At 49.5% G+C, this 20034-nt stretch carries 17 protein-coding genes and 1 other RNA gene; 16 read left to right on the top strand and 2 right to left on the bottom strand.

Annotated elements, in window-relative coordinates; all coding sequences use genetic code 11:
- Positions 1 to 15: 15 nt before the first annotated feature.
- The gene (locus tag LHUE1_RS01870) at positions 16 to 5883 is read left to right on the top strand and encodes a S8 family serine peptidase (RefSeq protein WP_277848179.1); all 5868 of its coding nucleotides are present in this window, start codon (positions 16 to 18) and stop codon (positions 5881 to 5883) included.
- A 163-nt stretch (positions 5884 to 6046) separates the two neighbouring features.
- Here LHUE1_RS01870 and LHUE1_RS01865 read toward each other — a convergent pair whose 3' ends face one another.
- The gene (locus LHUE1_RS01865; RefSeq protein ID WP_049171662.1) at positions 6047 to 6982 is read right to left on the bottom strand and encodes a LacI family DNA-binding transcriptional regulator; all 936 of its coding nucleotides are present in this window, start codon (positions 6980 to 6982) and stop codon (positions 6047 to 6049) included.
- Between the two features lie 113 nt (positions 6983 to 7095).
- Positions 7096 to 7509 carry a hypothetical protein gene (locus LHUE1_RS01860; RefSeq protein ID WP_049171660.1) on the bottom strand — a complete coding sequence of 138 codons (414 nt, stop codon included), beginning with the start codon at positions 7507 to 7509 and terminating at the stop codon, positions 7096 to 7098.
- A gap of 318 nt (positions 7510 to 7827) precedes the next feature.
- Between LHUE1_RS01860 and mprF the strand changes: the two genes are divergently transcribed.
- From mprF to LHUE1_RS01785, 15 genes are all read left to right on the top strand, one after another.
- On the top strand, positions 7828 to 10437 hold the full coding sequence (gene mprF / locus LHUE1_RS01855) for a bifunctional lysylphosphatidylglycerol flippase/synthetase MprF (protein ID WP_049171657.1): 2610 nt from the start codon (positions 7828 to 7830) through the stop codon (positions 10435 to 10437).
- 86 nt (positions 10438 to 10523) lie between these two features.
- Positions 10524 to 11120, top strand: a complete 597-nt coding sequence (locus LHUE1_RS01850; RefSeq protein WP_049171655.1) for a class I SAM-dependent methyltransferase — start codon at positions 10524 to 10526, stop codon at positions 11118 to 11120.
- Between the two features lie 57 nt (positions 11121 to 11177).
- On the top strand, positions 11178 to 11504 hold the full coding sequence (locus LHUE1_RS01845; protein ID WP_010492041.1) for a hypothetical protein: 327 nt from the start codon (positions 11178 to 11180) through the stop codon (positions 11502 to 11504).
- 390 nt (positions 11505 to 11894) lie between these two features.
- The gene (gene tadA, locus LHUE1_RS01840) at positions 11895 to 12374 is read left to right on the top strand and encodes a tRNA adenosine(34) deaminase TadA (protein ID WP_049171685.1); all 480 of its coding nucleotides are present in this window, start codon (positions 11895 to 11897) and stop codon (positions 12372 to 12374) included.
- Positions 12375 to 12390: 16 nt separating this feature from the next.
- Positions 12391 to 12477, top strand: an RNA gene (gene ffs / locus LHUE1_RS01835) — signal recognition particle sRNA small type.
- A 190-nt stretch (positions 12478 to 12667) separates the two neighbouring features.
- Positions 12668 to 14368 carry a DNA polymerase III subunit gamma/tau gene (gene dnaX / locus LHUE1_RS01830; protein WP_277848178.1) on the top strand — a complete coding sequence of 567 codons (1701 nt, stop codon included), beginning with the start codon at positions 12668 to 12670 and terminating at the stop codon, positions 14366 to 14368.
- Between the two features lie 16 nt (positions 14369 to 14384).
- Positions 14385 to 14693 (top strand): YbaB/EbfC family nucleoid-associated protein, encoded by a 309-nt coding sequence (locus tag LHUE1_RS01825; protein ID WP_049171649.1) that lies wholly within the window; start codon positions 14385 to 14387, stop codon positions 14691 to 14693.
- Between the two features lie 84 nt (positions 14694 to 14777).
- Positions 14778 to 15377 (top strand): recombination mediator RecR, encoded by a 600-nt coding sequence (gene recR / locus LHUE1_RS01820; protein ID WP_010492034.1) that lies wholly within the window; start codon positions 14778 to 14780, stop codon positions 15375 to 15377.
- On the top strand, positions 15377 to 15640 hold the full coding sequence (locus LHUE1_RS01815; RefSeq protein WP_025012716.1) for a YaaL family protein: 264 nt from the start codon (positions 15377 to 15379) through the stop codon (positions 15638 to 15640). The genes recR and LHUE1_RS01815 overlap by 1 nt, the downstream gene beginning before the upstream one ends.
- A 246-nt stretch (positions 15641 to 15886) precedes the next feature.
- Positions 15887 to 16531 carry a dTMP kinase gene (gene tmk / locus LHUE1_RS01810; protein ID WP_049171646.1) on the top strand — a complete coding sequence of 215 codons (645 nt, stop codon included), beginning with the start codon at positions 15887 to 15889 and terminating at the stop codon, positions 16529 to 16531.
- Between the two features lie 162 nt (positions 16532 to 16693).
- Positions 16694 to 17023 (top strand): cyclic-di-AMP receptor, encoded by a 330-nt coding sequence (locus tag LHUE1_RS01805; RefSeq protein WP_010492028.1) that lies wholly within the window; start codon positions 16694 to 16696, stop codon positions 17021 to 17023.
- Positions 17023 to 18000 (top strand): DNA polymerase III subunit delta', encoded by a 978-nt coding sequence (holB, locus tag LHUE1_RS01800; protein WP_277848177.1) that lies wholly within the window; start codon positions 17023 to 17025, stop codon positions 17998 to 18000. The genes LHUE1_RS01805 and holB overlap by 1 nt, the downstream gene beginning before the upstream one ends.
- A 4-nt stretch (positions 18001 to 18004) precedes the next feature.
- Positions 18005 to 18343: a DNA replication initiation control protein YabA gene (locus LHUE1_RS01795; RefSeq protein ID WP_005687107.1), complete on the top strand. Its 339-nt coding sequence runs from the start codon at positions 18005 to 18007 to the stop codon at positions 18341 to 18343.
- A gap of 1 nt (position 18344) precedes the next feature.
- Positions 18345 to 19205 carry a 16S rRNA (cytidine(1402)-2'-O)-methyltransferase gene (rsmI, locus tag LHUE1_RS01790; protein ID WP_049171643.1) on the top strand — a complete coding sequence of 287 codons (861 nt, stop codon included), beginning with the start codon at positions 18345 to 18347 and terminating at the stop codon, positions 19203 to 19205.
- Positions 19206 to 19275: 70 nt separating this feature from the next.
- The gene (locus LHUE1_RS01785; protein WP_049171639.1) at positions 19276 to 20019 is read left to right on the top strand and encodes an acyl-[acyl-carrier-protein] thioesterase; all 744 of its coding nucleotides are present in this window, start codon (positions 19276 to 19278) and stop codon (positions 20017 to 20019) included.
- The last annotated feature ends 15 nt before the right edge of the window (positions 20020 to 20034 follow it).

The following is a 20034-nucleotide window of genomic DNA, read 5'->3' as shown; positions in this document are numbered from 1 at the left end:
ATTGGAGGGTATTGGATGCAAACGAAAAAGAAAGGGCTATCTATTCTCTTAGCCAGCACTGTTGCATTGGGCGCGCTGGCGGTTTTACCGGTCGGCGAGGTCCAGGCTAAGGCAGCTATCTCGCAACAGACCAAGGAAAAGTCACTGGCAAAGACCGTTGCGACCGGACAAACGGCGACCGATACAACAAGCGCCGTCACGAATCAGGCCATTGCAACCCAGTTAGCGGCAAAAGGCATTGATTATCACAAGCTGAACAAGGTGCAACAGCAGGATACTTATGTAGATGTTATTGTTCAGATGAGTGCAGCACCTGCATCTGAAAATGGCACCTTGAAGACGGATTACTCCAGCACCGCCGAGATTCAACAAGAGACGAACAAGGTCATTGCCGCGCAAGCAAGCGTGAAAGCCGCGGTTGAACAGGTGACCCACCAGGCAGCCGGGGAAAGTTATGGCTATGTGGTCAATGGCTTTACCACGAAGGTCAGAGTGGCTGACATTCCGCAGTTGAAGCAAATTGCCGGTGTCAAAACCGTCACACTCGCCAAAGTTTATTATCCGACCGATGCCAAGGCCAATTCGATGGCGAATGTCCAGGCGGTTTGGTCCAATTACAAATACAAAGGTGAAGGAACCGTTGTTTCAGTCATCGATACTGGCATTGACCCGACGCACAAGGATATGCGGCTGAGTGATGACAAAAAGGCCAAGCTAAAGCGAGCGGATGTCGAACAATTTACCAAAACCGCTAAGCATGGCCGGTATTTTACCGACAAAGTGCCTTATGGGTTTAACTATGCGGATAACAATGACACCATTACCGATGATACCGTTGACGAACAGCATGGGATGCACGTGGCAGGGATTATCGGAGCAAATGGTACGGGAAGTGATCCGACCAAATCGGTTGTCGGCGTCGCTCCGGAATCACAATTGCTGGCGATGAAGGTGTTCACCAATTCGGATACTTCCTCAACGACAGGATCATCGACGTTGGTTTCGGCAATTGAAGATTCGGCCAAGTTAGGGGCGGATGTGCTGAACATGTCGCTTGGTTCGGTTTCCGGCAACCAAACGCTTGCGGATCCGGAAATTGCCGCGGTCCAAAATGCCAATGAATCGGGCACGGCAGCGGTTATTTCCGCCGGGAACTCCGGCACATCCGGCTCGGCAACCGAGGGCGTCAACAAAGATTATTATGGCTTGCAGGATAACGAAACAGTGGGCAGTCCCGGGACGGCGCGTGGTGCAACCACTGTGGCGTCGGCTGAGAATACCGATGTGATCGGTCAAAGCGCGACAATTACCGATGGCAGCGGTCTGAAACTCGGACCAGAGACGATTCAACTTTCAAGCAACGATTTTATCGATAGTTTTGACAAGAAGAAGTTCTACGTGGTGAAAGATGCCACTGGTAAACTCAGCATCGGCGGTGCCAGCGATTACACGGCCGACGCCAAAGGAAAGATTGCCATTGTCAAGCGCGGCGACATTGCATTCACCGACAAGCAAAAGTATGCCGAAGAAGCAGGCGCATCCGGCTTAATCATCGTCAACAATGATGGGACAGCTACTGCGCTAACCTCGATCAAACTCGATGCGACCTTCCCGACATTTGGGTTGTCCAGTGTCACCGGTCAGAAGCTGGTTGACTGGGTAACGGCGCATCCGAATGATGAATTGGGTGTCAAAATCGGGTTGGCCTTGTTACCTAACCAGAAATACAACGCCGACCGGATGTCAGATTTTACGTCTTATGGTCCGGTTTCCAATCTGGCCTTTAAGCCGGATATCACGGCGCCAGGCGGTAATATCTGGTCCACACAAAATAACAATGGTTACACTAACTTGTCTGGAACCTCGATGGCGTCGCCGTTCATCGCCGGCTCACAAGCTTTGTTGAAGCAAGCACTCAACAACAAGGACAATCCGTTCTACGCTGACTACAAACAGTTAAAAGGCACGGATTTGACCGATTTTCTTAAAACTATTGAGATGAACACCGCTCAGCCGGTCAACGACATCAATTACAACAACGTTATTGTCTCGCCGCGGCGGCAAGGGGCAGGGTTTGTCGATGTTAAGGCTGCCATCGATGCGCTGGAAAAGAACCCGTCGACGGTTGTTTCCGAAAATGGCTATCCGGCAGTTGAATTAAAAGATTTTACCAGCACCGACAAGACGTTCAAGCTGACCTTCACTAACCGCACCAAGCATGAGCTGACTTATCAAATGGACAGTAACGAAGATACCAATGCTGTCTATACTTCCGCGACCGATCTAAATTCTGGTGTGCTCTATGATAAAAAGATCAATGGTGCGGCGATTAAGCCGGATCGAGAAATCGTGGTACCGGCAGGCCAGTCAGTTCAGGTGGGCTTCACGTTATCGTTGCCTAAATCTTTTGACCAACAGCAATTTGTCGAAGGCTTCCTGAATTTCAAAGGCAGTGACGGTTCGCGATTGAATCTGCCATACATGGGCTTCTTTGGTGATTGGAATGACGGCAAGATTGTCGATAGCATTAACGGTCAGACTTATGCACCTGCCAGTGGTAACTACGGGACTGTGCCTGTCATTACCAGTCGCAAAACAAAGAATCAGTTTATTGGCGGCCTGGTGAACGATGCTAGTGGTAACCCGACGATTGATGAAAAGGCCATTGCTATCTCCAGTAGCAAGGATGCTATTTATAACGGAATTAGCATGCAGTATTATCTACTGCGCAACATCAGCAATGTTCAGGTTGACGTGTTAGATGGGCAAGGCAATAAGCTGACAACGCTTAGCAGCTCGACCAATCAGACGAAGACTTATTATGATGCAAATGCTGGTATGTACATTTATTATCAGGCACCGACTTGGGATGGCACTTACTACGATCAGCGGGATGGCAACATTAAGACTGCTCAAGATGGAAGCTACACGTATCGACTTTCAGGTGTTCCTGAAGGCGGCAACAAGCGGCAGACTTACGATGTGCCGTTCAAGCTTGACTCCAAAGCGCCGGATGTTCGCAACCTGTCGTTAACCTCCAAAAATGAAAACGGGAAAACGGCGTACTATCTTAAAGTCGAAGCCAAGGATGAGCTCAGTGGATTGGATGCAGCAAAGGATATCAAAACATCCATTAATGACGTCACCAATCTGGACGGGACGTTCACAACGACCGGCACGACTGCTGACGGTTACACACAACTCGAAGTGCCTTTGACGGATAAACAGGCGCAAGCTTTAGGCGAAGGTGATAATCAGGTTGAAGTTTACCTCACTGATAACGCATCGAACCCGACGTATCAATCGGCCGCGGTTCAGAAACCGGGATCAACGACCTTCAGTCTGATTGTCAATGGCGGTGGGTTACCGGATAAGATTTCAAGCACAACCGAGAACTATGAAGCAGGCAAGCAAGGTGGCAAGTATACCTTTAGTGGTACGTATCCTGCGCCGGTTTATGGCACCTACACCGATGCACAAGGCAAAAAGCATGACCTGACGACCTCGTATGATGCTGCAACTAATAGCTTCACCGCCTCCATGGCATTAACGGCGGATGATTACGCCACCAAGGTTGATCTGTATGCCGACAAGGCGCACACACAGTTGCTAAAGCATTTTGACACCGATGTTCGCCTGACCGCGCCGACTTTCCGTGACTTGAAGATCAACAATAACCAAGACCAGACCTCTGAAAGCACGGTTAAAGTCACCGGAACTGCCAGTGCGGATACGAAGCAAGTCACGATCACAAACGGCAGCACCAAAACACCGGTAACGTTGGATAACAAGCATCAGTTCAGTGTCGACGTGCCGGTCAATTATGGTGACAACACGCTGAAAGTGACAGCTGAAGATGAAGATGGCAACACCACGGTTAAAGAGCAAAAGGTAAACTCGACCTATGACGCTGACGTGCTAAAGGACGCAGTGACCTTCGATGAAGGTGTTCACTTCGGGGCGAACGATCTGTCGAACATTAAGCAGGTCAAATACTATGATGCGAAGACCGGGATCGCGACCATCACCGGTAAAGTCAAGCATCCAACCACGACACTGCAGGTTGATGGGAAGCAAGTACCGATTAAGAATGATCTGACCTTCAGTTTCACGCTGAACTTAGGCACCGCGGGACAAAAACCGTTTGGCGTTGTTGTTGGCGATACGACCCAAAACAAGACTTTCCAAGAGGCCTTAACGTTCACTTTGGATGCGATCGCACCAACGTTGTCATTGGATCAGCCCGCCGACAAACCGGTCTACACGAATGATCCTAATTTCGGGATTACCGGAACAGCGACTGACAATGTGAATTACCTGGAACTTGCGATCAACGGCAGCAACGTTGCCAGCCAGTACGCCGATGTCGATATGAACAGCGGCAAACCGGGACATATGGCAATTGATCAGACTGTGAAACTGCTCGAAGGTAAAAATGTTTTAACCGTTGCGGTTACTGACAGTGGCAAGAATGTCACCACCAAGAAGCTGACGGTGTATTACGAACCAAAGAAAACCTTAGCTGCACCAACTGTCGCGCCAAGTACGACCGATCCGGCTAAGCAGGTGACGTTGACCGCCAAAGCCGCAGCAACTGGTGAAACCGTTCAATACAGTGCGGATGACGGCAAGACGTATCAGGATCTTCCGGCAAATGGTCTAAATGTGACGGCTAATGGCACCTTTAAGTTTAAAGCTGTTGACTTGTACGGCAACGAATCGCCAGCGGTAGACTATGTTGTTAAGAATATCAAGACGGATGATCCTGCTCAACTGCAGCAGGCTAAAACGGCCTTGCAGGATCTGATTTCCAAGGCAAGGACAACAGCCGCAACCGGCAAGTATCTCGACGCTTCGGTTACAGCGCTGAATTCCGCGGTTACGACGGCACAAGCGGCGTTGAATCAGGCTGATGCAACGATCGACTCTCTGGCAACTGCCACCAATCAGTTAACAACAGCGCTCAACCAGTTAACGCTTAAATTGCCAGCAGATCAACAGGATGCGCTGCTTAATAAACTACAGTCGGCTAAAGATGTTCTAGGAACAACGTTTGGTGGTCAGACAAATTCAGCAACCGGAATGACATTCAATGCCGAGTTAGACGCGTTGACTGCAGAAACCAAGGCCGGCACGAGTACCGCCGACCAACTTGATGCCAACTTCAATAAGATGTTGGATGCGGCCCTGACGCAATTGGCGAAAACAGTTAAAGACGGCACCCCGGCATCGGTTGGCGATACTAAGGACACTACCACTGGTCTGACTTGGTACGCAGAGATTGATTCCGCGTTGAAAGCTGGGACGACAGCAACCACTGACACACAGAAGATTGCTCAGTTACAAGGCTTGTTTGGCTTAAAGACCAAAATTGCTGCGGCGGTTGAGGCTGCTAAACAAGCTGGTGACAACGGTAGCAATTCGAATAACGGTGGCACAACTAACGGAGGCAGCGGCAGTAGCTCCAATAATGGTGGTTCAAGTGGCGGTGATACCGGCGGCGATTCGAACAACGGTGGCGCAACTAACGATTCGAATAATGGTGGTGGCGAAACGCCGAATCCAGGAACCGGAAAGGGCCAAACGCCAGGTGATGGCGGTGGCACGCCATCTGACACAAAACAACAACCATCGACACCAACCGGCGACGGGACGCAACCACTAGGAACGGCTGGGAAAGATGACACGACACCGCAACCACCGACATCAACTGGTCAAGGTGGTGGCACTTCCTCACACGGTACAAATCAGCAAGCATCCAAGAAAGACACCTTGCCGAAAACGGCCGAAGTCACTCAGACAGCCGGGTTGGCATTCCTCGGCGCTTTCATCACAAGCATCGTCGGGTTTCTTGGGGTTAATCGTCGGCGTAAAGAACATTAACGACGGGCACTGAGCTCAGTGATTCTCGATATTAACTGATCGTCACGAAGTTCAGGTTCGTGGTTCCATTTTCAACAAAAGCGGCACGCAATCAGGGTGGTCCCTGTCATTGCGTGCCGTTTTTGAATTGTTTTATATGCTGATGAGCGCTGACGAGTTAAGGTTAATCTCGAAGAATTAAATCCGACTGAATCACCGTTTGCGCGACTTCTGCCCGCAATGCCAGCTTTAGAGCCGCTGCACCGATTGCCGTGACATGGTGATCAATAGTGCTCATGTTCAACAAATGGCTGGAAAGCTGATCTTCCTGACCCATCAGTGGTGGGACCGGGAGATGGTGATCAACAAAATATTGGCGCACGCCAGCGGCAATATCATCCCCATTGCCGAGAATAAAATCGGGATGCTGCGGCGCCAATTCAGCGCCGGCGTGATAGCCATCCTGAAAGGTCCGCATTTGATAAACGACCAGCGAATGTGGGGGACGTTGCCCGAAAACGTCTACGTAGCTGTTGATGGTCAGTTTACTGGTAGCACTTTGCGCGTACGGACGGCTTAGCAGCAAAGCAATTTTGAGATAACCTTGCGCTTGCATCCATTTAAACGCTTTTCGATAAGCGGGCGTCCGCTCGGCGTATGCAGCTGCCAATTTGACACGGCCGGGATTTTCACAAACGACAATAGGACCATATTTTTGGTAAGCGGCAATCGTTGTCAAACTGAGCCCATGGGAGGTGAAAATAAGTCCATCAAAAGCATGGCGGCGTAAGGCTTCCAGATAGGTTTCTTCGAGGTTCTGGTCGTAACGCGAAGGCAGAATAACAGCGTGATAGTTGCCAGCCATAGCGGCATTGAGTATGCCAGTGACCAATTGTTGGAAATAAGGATGGTCGGTGTGCGGCAGAATAACGCCGATTGTGCGCGTTTTGCCAGCGCTTAGGTTTTGCGCCATGGTGCTGGGCACATAGTCTAGCTGATCAATGACGGCTTGGATTTTAGCGCGTGCCGAAGCCGAGACGTAGGGATGGCGATTCAAGACACGGGAAACCGTTGCCGTTGAATAGCCTGAAAGCCGCGCAATATCGTGAATATTTGCCACATTATCATCTCCCCATTCAGTATAACAGAGCCTGTTTTTGTAACAGGCAAAAGCCGGCATGCGCGTGGTGGATAACGCCACCCGGCATGTCGGCCTATGGTAATGCACACATTTTAGGCAATCGCGGCAGTCGCACTTTGGGTCATGCTTTCTAGGCTTTGATCGGGATCATTAGCTGCTGCAATGGTTGCCAGCCACTCGTGGATCGTAACATCATCGGTTGCCACTGGGACGAGCAAGACCACAGCACCGCTGATCTGATGGTTACCGGCCCATGGTAAGGACTTGCCAAAGTCAAAGCCGATGACAATCGGTTCAGTCAACTTGCTGACATGACCATACGTCAGTACCACTTGATCGCCCATCGTTTGCGTCGGCTCCGCGGCACTGGCCAGCAAAGAACTCAATACTTCTTGATAGTCAAAATCATAATCATTGGTTAGTTTCAGTGCAATACCTTTCAAAGCACCGATTTGTGTGTCTTGATAAACGGAAAGTTCTGGGTAAAAGTGTGCTTGCATTAACATGGTGCATCCTCCTTTAGTGAAACGTTCAGGGACCTTCATTAACAAGTGTGATTTGTATCGGTGGAACAGTCGCGAAAACAACTGATGTAACAATTGATTTCTTAATGGCGATCACACATATTTGTTATTTCCTAACTGCAAACACAGTGTAATTTGTGTAACGCGTTTCAGGTCAAGCGTTTTTATTCAAAAATTTTTGGCGTGCTTTCAGATGTCAGCGCAACCTTACACCGTCTTACAAAAAAGTCAGAATGAGTGCGGCCGAGGCGGGTTTTCCCTATAATGAATGAGAATACAGGCACGGAGGACGCAGAAAAAATGAAGAGACTCTTTCGAGAAGTCGGAACGTTTTTAAAAAAACATCTCACAACGCTAAAGGTGCTATTTGTGTTGGCAGTCCTGGTGTTTGTGATTGTTCAAGTCGGACGGATCAGTCAGGATCTCAGTGGCGAGCAAATGCGAGCCAGCCTGGCAACCCAAAGTCCGGTTTCGTTACTGATTTTGTTGGTGGTGGGCTTAATCGCCGTCACACCAATGCTGATTTATGATTTTGTAATCACGGAACTGCTGCCGGGCCATTATAAACGCAGGTATGTTGTGAAGTCCGGCTGGATCGTCAATACTTTTACCAATATTGCCGGTTTTGGCGGCTTATTGGGTGCTAGCTTGCGCGCCAATTTCTACCACGAAAAGGCGACCCAAAAGCAGGTTCTATTTGCCATTTCGAAAATAGCACTGTTTTTGTTGGCGGGACTGTCATTGTGGTCGATGATTGGCATCGTGGTTATTTTCGTGTTCGGGATTGGTCAGGAATTCTCGAATTACTGGATTTGGCTAGTTGGCGGTGCCGCTTATTTTCCGTTGTTGATGTTGGTCACCCATTTACGAAATAGCGAATTTTTTGCGGATATGCCGTTGAAGCGGCAACTGCGCTTGACCTTGGGCTCGTTTCTTGAGTGGGGCAGTTGTGCTGCATTCTTCTTGTTGATCGGGTACTTTCTTGAAGTGCATGTGCCGTTGCTGTCGATTTTGCCATTGTTCATGGTGGCTAATGTTATCGGGGTCGTTTCGATGGTGCCCGGCGGCTTGGGTTCGTTTGATGTCCTGATGATTGTCGAGCTTGGTCAAATGGGACTCGATAGCAATGTTGCGGTTGTTTGGCTGCTTTTTTATCGGTTGTTTTATTATGTGATTCCGTTTCTGATCGGCGCTGGTTTGTTTGCGCAGGATGCAGGGAAACGACTGAATGCTTATCTTGAAGGTTTGCCGGTTCAGCTGATTCGAAAGGCAGCCTTTGGTTTTCTGGTCGTCTTCCTGTACTTTTCGGGGATTATGTTGCTATTGCGCGGGGTTGCGCCGGATCTTGCTTTCAGTAACACGCTTTATCAACGGCTTTATCCATATACCTTCCTGTTTTTGGATCGGGTTACCAATGTGGTTGTCGCCTTTTTGATTCTTGGGTTCGGACGCGGTATTGCCAGCCGGGTGAAGCGGGCTTATTGGCCAACCGTGATCGTTTTGATCGTTGCGATGGTAGCCTCCTTGCGTGAAGATAATCATCTGCGGTTCATTATTTTCCTGGTGCTCGTTGTCTTGGCGTTGATACTGACGCGTCGTGAGCTGACCCGCGAGCGGCTCGCCTTATCGTGGGGCAACAAGTTGATCGACGGCGCAGTGTTTGGTATGACGTTTATCTTTTATGCGTTTGCCGCGTTTTACAATGCGCCGGCAATTCATCATCGCCGGGTGCCGGATGTGTTCCTTTTCCCATCAGAGCGCATGTTCTTTACAACCCTGATTGGTGTCATGCTGGCAGCGTTGACGGTTTATTTGATCTTTCGATATCTATCGGCGCCGACCAAAGATTTGGCTGATCCTTATGACGAGGAGCGGTTGAAAGCAGTGGTTGAAAAATACGGCGGCAATGAAGTCAGCCACCTGGCCTTGATGCGCGACAAATCATTGCGGTTTTATCAAGTCGATGGCGAAGATCGGGTTTTCTTCCAGTTTAAGAAAAAGGCGGACAAGCTGATTATCATGGGCGAGCCGATTGGGGATGAGACCCAGATGGCCGCTGCGATCGGCGATTTCATGAAAGAAGCCGATAAGCAGGATATGTCGCTGGTGTTCTATGAAATCAATGAAAACCTGACGATGAAGCTGCATGAGTTCGGGTTTGATTTTATGAAGTTTGGCGAGGAAGGCTATGTCGATGTGACAACCTTCACGCTGGCCGGCACAAAGCGCAAAGGTGAACGGGCCTTGATGCATAAGTTTGAGCGTGAAGGCTATACTGTTGAGCTGCTTAAGCCGCCGTTTGATGACACTTTAATGCATGAATTAAAGGCCGTGTCTGACTCTTGGTTAGACGGGCGCAGTGAGAAAGGCTTTAGTCTGGGATTTTTTGACGAGCATTATCTGAATGAGGCTCCAATTGCAGTGGTGCATAGCCCGGAAGGCAAAATTGTGGCATTTGCGTCAGATATGCCAAGTGGTAATCATGAAGTCACGAGTATTGATTTGATGCGGTCAAGTACCGATGCACCGTCTGGCATTATGGACGAGGTCTTTATCAATCTGTTCCGATTGGCAAAGGAACGCGGCTACAAGTACTTCAATATGGGGATGGCCCCGCTGGCAAACGTCGGGACATCGAATTATTCCTTTGTCGAAGAAAAGATTGCCCATTTGGTGTACGAGTATGGCTATCGGTTTTACGGGTTCCAAGGGTTGCGCTCCTATAAAAACAAATATGTAACGGAATGGGTACCAAAGTACGTTGCTTATCGCAAGCGGACGTCATTACTCTTTACACTGTTGCAAATCATGATGGTGGTGAGCCAAAAGGTGACCTTGACGACTTCTAACAGTTGGTGGCCAAAACGATTGGCTTGGGTCAGCCGTCTTGGTCAGGGGATTGATAAGTAGCCGAATGATACGAATAAAGGTGCGAAAAAGCGCCATTAACGTGTAAAATACTGGTAGTGCCAGGCAAATAGGAAGGCGGCTTATCAATGCAGCATTATTATACGAACGATCCTGATTTAGCCCATGATGAACACAGCTTTGATTTTGAGCTCGGCGGTCACGTTTTGCACTTGACGACCGATAATGGCGTTTTTTCAAAACACACCGTTGATTTTGGCAGTCGGGTTTTGATTGCCAGCGTTTTAGCGGCATCTCTTCCTGAAGGGCCGATTCTGGATGTGGGAACAGGTTATGGGCCGATCGGACTTGCCTTGGCCAAATATTTTCCTGAGCGGCAGATTACCATGAGCGATGTGAATGAACGGGCGCTTGCGTTAGCCAAACAGAATGCTACCGACAACGGGATTACCAATGTGAGCATCGTTGAAAGTTCGATGTACGACCAAATTGACGGACAGTTCGGCGTCATCGTGACCAATCCGCCGATTCGAGCCGGTAAGGCAATTGTTTCCGGGATTCTCGCCGGAGCAGCCGAGCATTTATTGCCTGGTGGCCAGTTATATGCGGTGATCCAAAAGAAACAAGGTGCGCCATCAGCCTTGAAGCTAATGAAAGCGACTTATAAAACGGCGGAAGTCATTAAAAAAGAGCATGGTTATTACATTCTCAAGGCGAGTCAATAACAGTTTCAATACTTGACGTGGTAAACTCGTAGTAAGGATAGAAAGGAGCAGATTTAGATGACAAAATCGAAGTACTTAGCAGCAGGTGCCATTGCGGCGGCTGTCCTTGCAACCGGTGCGTTTGTTTGTGCCAAAAATCTGACGGAATATTTTGAACGCAGGCAGCAACGCAAACAGGTTGAAGGCTTTGTGAAGAAGATTTTCGGTGACAGCGATCGGGTTCAGAGCATTCTGGATAAACTGAGTGACGAAGACGTTGCCAGTCTGCTCCGGGTCAGCGACAAGCTACGCAGCCTCAAAGACAGCGCCAGCGAATACGCCGGATCGGCACGCGAACAAGGCATGGCCGCGCTTGATCGGTTGAAGAGCGCTTTGAATCGCTAAACAATTGAATGATGATTATCATCGAGTTTGCACAGTGCATCATTCAAGCCCAACCAAGACGATCGGGTCCGCAAATTTTGGGACTACGATCGCCTTTAGTGTTTATGTTTTGTAACTATGGATTAAAAACGTGAGTGCCAAGGCGGAGCAATCGTAGGCCAGATGGGGCTCAGCTGTGAAATTGTTGTTGGTGGGGCGTTCTTTGCCCCGCCTACAACAAGGCCGAGCTTTGAGCCTCAGCCGGGCTTGCTGAGGCTCAAAGTCGTGCCCACAGCGTTCCAGCCCCAGCTGGCCGGAGATTGCGGAGTTTGGCACGACAATTAGTCCTCTCGTAAAAATGGAGGCAAGTTTTACGTGGCCGAGACCGAAGAATCAGACATCAACCAATATATGGAAGCCGCACTAGCTGAGGCCAGAAAAGCCGCTGCGATTGGCGAGGTGCCGATTGGCGCTGTGGTTGTTCACGAAGGCCAGATTGTCGGCCGGGGTCACAACCTGCGTGAGACTTCTCAAGATGCCACGCAACATGCCGAAATTATTGCTATTCAGGCAGCCTGTCGCAAACTTGGTACCTGGCGTCTGGAAGATTGCCAATTATTTGTCACGCTAGAGCCTTGTCCCATGTGTGCCGGCGCGATGATCAATGCCCGGATTGCCACGTGCTATTTTGGCGCAACTGATCCTAAGGCAGGTGTTGCCGGCACTTTTTACAACCTGCTGGAAGATTCGCGGTTTAACCATCAAGTTGCCGTCGTTGGTGGGCTTAAAGCCGCGGCCAGTGCCGAACTGCTGCAAAGTTTTTTCCGAACCATTCGCGCAAAACGAAAAGCCGCCAAACAGGCTGGTCAAACGCGTGAAAATCAGGTATAATGGTTTTTGCCGAAAGGCCTTAAGGCAATGGTGACTTTCCAAATTGTGTCAGGTCCGGAAGGAAGCAGCACTAAGGTAAGCTCGTCATGTGCCTTTTGTTATTGAGAAATTGACCGGTCGCTTTCATCACGAAGCGGCCGTTTTTGTTGTCATCATGTCAGGCAATTTTGTTCCGAGCTATGGTAAACTAGAACGAGGTTTTGACGTCCATCACGATGAGGGTAGACGTCAATAGTCAACAAATCGTTTAAGTGAACCTGTGGCATCTGCAACAGGTTGAAAGGGGCGTTAAGGTGAGTTATCAAGCGTTGTATCGGGTCTGGCGCCCGCAACAGTTCAAAGATGTCATTGGCCAAGATGCGATTACCAAGACGCTGAAGAATGCGTTGATCACCGGACAGACAAGTCACGCCTATCTTTTTACCGGCCCGCGCGGCACCGGGAAAACGTCCGTTGCCAAGATCTTGGCGAAGGCGCTAAACTGCCTGAACCTGAAAGATGGCGAGCCGGATAATACCTGTGAAATTTGTCAGGCGATTAATGATGGCAGTCTGACTGATGTGATTGAAATCGATGCGGCCTCTAATAACGGGGTCGATGAAATCCGTGATATTCGGGACAAAGCGAAGTACGCCCCGACGCGCGCACGCGTTAAGGTTTATATCATTGATGAAGTGCACATGCTCTCGAGCGGCGCCTTCAATGCTTTGCTGAAAACGTTAGAGGAACCACCGGCACACGTGGTCTTCATTCTGGCGACCACTGAACCGCATAAAATTCCGGCAACGATTATTTCCCGAACACAGCGCTTTGATTTTCGCCGCATTACGCCGGAAGACATTGTCAAACGCATGCGTTTTATCCTGGACGATAAAAAGATCACTTATGACGACGCTGCGCTTAAGGTCATCGCCAAGGCGGCTGAAGGCGGCATGCGTGACGCTTTGTCCATTTTGGATCAGGTCCTGAGTTTTGGCGATAATCATGTCACCACCGAAGATGCCTTGGATGTTACCGGTGGCGTGACAACCGCGGTGCTCGGCAAGTATCTGGCAGCGGTGCTGGCCAAAGATCATGCCCAGGCATTGAAAATGATCGAGGATTTGCTAGCGGCCGGTAAAGATGCTGGCCGACTCATTGAAGACTTGATCGAATATTTACGCGACTTGCTGGTCAATCAACAGGCACCATCCTTGCTAGGAGACTTGGAAAAGAGTCTGCTAGACGATCAATTCAAAATTTTAAGTGAAAATTTCAAGCCGGCGCAGATTTATCACATGATTGATGTGTTGAACAATACGCAGCAACAGCTACGAATGACCAATCATCCGGAAATCTATCTGGAAGTGGCCACAGTTCGGCTAAGTGAAACCGCCGCGCCTGCTGCTGCCCCCGTGGCTGCGGAGCCGGCAGACACGCAGAAGCTGGACCAGCTTTCGGCTAAGGTCAAACAGTTGAGTGATCAACTCAAACGGGTTGAGGCAAATGGCGGCACAGTACCACCGCCGACCCGAACGCGGAAGCATGTGAAGGCCAAAGCCAGCCATGTCAACCGCAAGGCGATTTATCCGATTCTTGGCGCGGCCACGAAGCAAGATTTAACCAATCTGAAGGATGTCTGGCCGGATTTGTTGGGGATGTTGAGCATCACCAAACGGGCCATGATGAAAGTCAGCGAGCCGGTTGCCGCCAGTCCTGACGGTGTGATTGTCAGCTTTGATTATGATATTTTGGTCGAACGGGCCATGAATGATGCCGCACTGATGACTGAGTTGGAAAACGGCTTACAGAAGCTGACCGGCAAGCAGCCTAAGATCGTGCTGGTTCAAAGCGATGTCTGGCCAACGATTCGTAAGGATTATATTCAGGAACTTAAAGCGCCGGCGACCAAGGGAAAAAGCGCCGACACCAAGCCAAAAACGCCACCGGTTGTCAACAAGATGACTGAACTTTTTGGTAAAGATGCACCTAATGTTACGATCAAAAATGACTAGAAAAGGATGATCAAATATGCGTGGAATGGGCAATATGCAAGGTATGATGCGTCAAATGCAAAAGATGCAAAAAGAAATGCAGGCGGCACAGAAGGAACTTTATGCAACGGAATTCGAAGGTAAGTCAGCTTCCGATATGGTCACCGTTAAATTCACCGGTGAAAAGGTCATGAAAGATATCCAGATCAAGCCGGAAGCCATTGATCCTGACGATCCTGATATGTTGCAAGATTTGATCCTTGAGGCAGTTAATCATGCGATGAGTGAAATTGATAAGCAAACTCAGGACAAGTTAGGTAAATATACCCGCGGCTTGCCGATGTAGCGTGCCGCGCCAGTCTATCCAACCTGGTAGGATGACGACTGCCGCCACATAATGTTTTGAACGTTTTCAACAAGAGGGATGATTATGCAATATCCGGAACCAATCAGTAAATTGATTGACAGTTACATGCGTTTGCCCGGTATCGGGGCGAAGACAGCCACCCGACTGGCTTTTTACACGATTGATATGGACAAGGATGATGTGACGGCTTTTGCCAAGAGCTTGGTGGCGGCTAAAGAAGACCTGCATTATTGCTCGATTTGCGGCAACATTACCGATGAAGATCCTTGTTCGATCTGTCGGGATAAAAGTCGCGACCAAAGCACGATTCTGGTCGTTGAGCAGCCTAAAGATGTGATGAGCATTGATCGGGCTCAGGATTATCACGGCCTCTACCACGTCCTTCATGGGGTGCTTTCGCCGATTGAAGGTCGGGGACCGGAAGACCTGAACATCGAAAGTCTGTTGAAGCGCTTGAAGACGAACACGGCTGTCAAAGAAGTGATTATTGCGACGAACGCAACGCCTGAAGGGGAAGCCACCGCGCAATACCTTGCTCGACTCATCAAACCAGCCGGCATTAAGGTGACGCGGCTTGCTCACGGGCTGGCAGTCGGCAGTGACATTGAATATGCCGATCAAATGACGTTAATGAAGGCCGTTGAAGGAAGGACTGAACTGTAATGTTTGGACGTAAGCGGATCAAGGTCAAAGAGGAAAAAGACGAAGAACTCATGATGCTTGTTTACCGAGTTCGTGACCAGATGGCAGCTCAGCGCAAACTTGTTGCGACTTTCCGCGAAGTTGACGAAGAGACGAAATCACAGGTGGCGCTTGAAGCTGCCTTATTCGATTTTCTCTACCGCGAGGCGCGCACTCGTAAGATCAAAGGTGAGGTCGTTGCTAAGGTCGCTGCCGAGCAGATTGCGGAGTTTAGGGATTTGTAAAAGCGCCGACTTAGTTATGGACCGCGTACCATGTTAAATAGACCATAAGATGATTCTGATTCACTGAATATAGCTTTTCGATTGACGGCAAATGGTGATGATCGCACGATAAGATCGGCCATGGCCGTTTTTCTTTTTTCAGTATCATCGTTGGGGCGTTTTGAAAGTTCACCGGCGCAGATAAATTTTTAATTGTGAAACATATCAAGTAAAATAGACTTAATTCTAAAAAAGGAGCAGCATATCGTGACAGGGACGTTTATCACATTTGAAGGCCCGGATGGTGCAGGGAAAACCAGTGTCTTGGAAGCATTAATTCCAAGGCTTAAGTCGCAATCACAAGCCGCTTTGCATCTCACCAGAGAACCAGGAGGCGCCAAGATTTCCGAAAAGATTCGTGACGTGATCCTTGATCCAGCTAATACAGAGATGGATGCACGTACCGAAGCATTGCTGTATGCGGCTTCTAGGCGGCAACATTTGGTCGAGGTGATCCAACCGGCGCTTGCACAAGGTGATATTGTTATCTGTGACCGGTTTGTCGATAGTTCTGTTGCCTATCAAGGTGGTGGTCGGCAAATTGGTACACAGGCGGTTTTGCAAATGAATCAGTTTGCAACAGCCGGGCTTGAGCCGAATTTAACGATTTACTTAGACGTGCCGGTGCAGGTCGGTTTGGATCGGATTGCGGCCCATCAACATGAGCGCCAATATGATCGACTCGATCAGGAAAGCCTAGCCTTTCACGAACGCGTTCATTCGGCCTATATGAAGTTGGTGGCGGATAATCCAACGCGGATTGTCACGGTTGATGCCACTCAGCCGCTTGCGGCAGTTGTCACGGCAGCAGAGGCAGCGATTACGAAGCGGTTCCCGTCGTTGTTTGGATGATGATGGCGGGCTGACTTCACCATAACGCGTTCGCAGTCGCAGAAATCTACGTGTAAGGACCTTGAGCGCAATGGCCTAAGCCCGGGCCATCACGCTCAAGGCCGCTTACACTCCGGTTTCTAATCGGCTGGCTCACGCTCACTCTCATAAGGAGGACATACCATGAAACTCATTCTCGCAATTGTTCAAGATAAAGATAGTAACTTACTCAGCAGCCAATTTATTGATGCCAACATTCAGGCGACCAAGTTGTCCACGACAGGCGGCTTTCTGAAGGCGGGGAATACGACGTTTATCATCGGGGTTGCGGATGAACGGGTCGATGACGTGTTGAAGATTATCAAGGAAACCTCGCAGACGCGGCAACAGTTTATGACGCCGCCAGTTAATCTTGATGCGACATCAGACAGTTCCATGGCTTATCCAGTTGAGGTTCAAGTCGGCGGCGCCACCGTCTTTGTCTTGCCGATTGAATCCTTTCACCGCTTCTAATGGCTAAGTTTTTGATTGATTCGTTGCAGCCTAAGTTAGTCGCCCAATTTGCCCGAATCATTGACCGCAAGCAACTGGCCCAATCCTATTTGTTTGTGGGGCCAAAAGGTGCCGGTAAGTTGGAACTGGCTGAATGGATTGCCTTGCGCCTATTTTGCCAAAATGTCCAAGACGGTGCTCCTTGTGGCGAATGTCCTGAGTGTGAACGTATTTTGAATCACAATCATCCGGATGTGATGGTGCTCAAAACCAGTACCCAAAGCATTAAGGTTGATGATATTCGCAACTTGAAACAGGAAATGAGCAAAACCGGTGTGGAAGGCAACCGCCGCGTGTTTATCGTTGAAGATGCTGATAAAATGACTGCAGGAGCGGCTAATTCACTACTGAAGTTTTTTGAAGAACCGGTTCCGGGCATGACGGTGATTCTCACTGCTTCATCGAAAAATCAACTTTTGCCAACGATTTTATCGCGGGCGCAGGTGATTACGTTCCAAAGCCCTGATCGGCAAGCGCTGATTGCCAAATTAGAAGAAGACGGTGCCAATCCGCAATTGGCGCGGGTGGCTGGCCGGTTAACCGGTAATGTCAGCGAAGCTCAGGAATTATTGACTGCCGAGGACTTTCAGGATCGGGTTAATCGCGTGTTTCAATTGCTGGATCGCCTAGCTGACCATGATCCTGAAAGCTTTGTGCGGGTGCAGACCCAATTGTTGCCGGTTGCAAAAGATGCTGCGGCACAACGTCAGGTTTTAGCGCTGATCGGTTTGGCGTATGCCGATGCCTTGAATCGCCATTTTGAAATTGCGGCGACGCAACAGCTGGATATTCCGGCGGTTGCTGCGTTGGCGAAGTTATCGAGTCGGCAACTGACCGATGATTTGCAGGCCATTTTAACGGCGCAGGTTCGCTTGAGCCAGAATGTGACGTTTCAGTCGGCAACAGAACAGTTAATGCTTAAACTCTTAGAAGGGTGATCTTGTGGAAAAGAAAGAACTGTATGATGGTTTCTTAGTCCTTGAGAAACACGCCCAGCAGATGCTCAAGGAAATTGCGGCGATGAAAGACGATATGGCGGAGACGCTAGAACGTAACGCGGAACTTGAAATCGAGAATAAGCATCTGCGTCAGCACCTGGCAGAGCTAGAAAAAGATGACAACAAAACCAGCGATGGCGGCGTTGAGTTATCCAAGTCGAAGCAGAACCTGGAAAGCCTCTACAATGAAGGATTCCACGTTTGCCCGATGTTTTATGGTCAGCGCCGGGTGAATGACGAGCCATGCGCCTTTTGTCTTGATATTATTTATGGGGAGAATTGATTTGGAGCAGCAACGAAGCTTTGGGTCGCATACCACCGGGACTTTGTATTTGGTGCCGACACCGATCGGAAATTTGGACGATATGACATTTCGTGCGGTGGCGATTTTAAAAACGGCTGATTTAATTGCCGCGGAAGATACGCGCCATACGCAGATGTTGTTGAATCATTTTGCGGTTACGACCAAAACCATTTCATTTCACGAACATAATACCCAAATGCGCATTCCGGAGTTGTTGGCGAAGCTGGAGGCCGGGAAGACGATTGCTCAGGTGAGTGACGCGGGAATGCCGTCGATTTCCGATCCCGGCAAGGAATTGGTCCATGCGGCAATTGAACATGGTGTGCCGGTGGTTCCGCTGCCAGGGGCCAATGCGGCGACAACGGCCTTGATTGCCTCTGGATTGTCACCGCAGCCATTTCTGTTTTATGGGTTTCTACCGCGCAAATCCGGCGATAAGCAACGCATTTTGGCCAAGTTGGCGACTGAACCGGCAACGCTTTTGTTCTATGAAAGTCCACATCGGGTCGGGAAAACCCTTGCCGCGATGTTGGAAGCGTTCGGTGATCGCCAGGCTGTTTTGGCGCGAGAATTGACCAAAAAGTTCGAAACCTTTATCCGCGGCACGATCACGGAACTGCAAACGTATGCCGAGAATGAGTTGAAAGGCGAATTTGTGATCATGGTAGCAGGAGCCCCGGATAAGCCAGTTGTCAAAAGCGCGGCACCGTTCAAAGACCAAGTAGCCGCTATCGTTGCCACCGGCGCCAAACCGAATGCGGCGATCAAGCTGGTCGCTAAACAAAACGGGGTTGCTAAACAAGTGGTGTATGATGCTTATCATGACCTAGACAGAGCGTGAACCGGCGCCAGTACGCGCGCTTGAGCACCGACTAACAGGAACAAGTCGAAACGAAAGAGAAGGGATTTTCATGGGAAAAGTCTATGAAGAAGATTATCGCATTCCAGGCTTTCTGGGTGATCGGTTTGGCCGTGCGGGCTTAGCCAATATGATGAATGTGATGCTAGAAGTGTCTGAGCGTCAGTTGGAGAAGCTGCATGCCGGTATTGATGCCATCAGTGAGTTTCACGCAGGTTGGGTGATCACCCAGTATCACATGGAAATCCAACGTATGCCAAAAATTGAAGAACTGCTGCGGGTCGGGACCGAAGCTACGACTTACAATAAATATTTTACTTACCGTGATTACTGGATTGACGATGCGCAAGGTAACCGGCTTGTTTCCGTCAGCAGCAATTGGGTCATTATGGACTTGCGCACGCGTAAGATCGTTGACGTTATTCCTGAGCTTGTTGAACGGGTTGGCGCGGTTTCCGATCGCAAAATCAAACGGTTCCCGCGATTCAAAAAAGTCGATCACCCGGATGGCGAAGAGACGTTTCATGTGCGCTATTTTGACATTGACAGCAATGGCCATGTGAACAATGCCCATTATCTGGAGTGGATGGAAAACAGTCTTGGATATGACTTTTTGAGCTCGCATACTTTGCGTGGTGCCGATATTCGTTACGAGCGCGAAGTGGCGTATGGAACGAGTCCGAAAGCCCAGTTTCAGGCCGATCCGGATGACGCAACCCGCACGTTACACCGCGTGACGACCGATGGCGAAGTGAACGCCGAGGCCCAGATGATTTGGGATGACTTTAAGGCGTAAGTTTTGTATGACTCA

Source organism: Lacticaseibacillus huelsenbergensis, assembly GCF_029726355.1.
In the GTDB taxonomy this organism is placed as follows: Bacteria; Bacillota; Bacilli; order Lactobacillales; family Lactobacillaceae; genus Lacticaseibacillus; species Lacticaseibacillus casei.
Note: the sequence above shows the minus strand (reverse complement) of the source record. Positions and strands in the feature narration are given on the sequence as shown.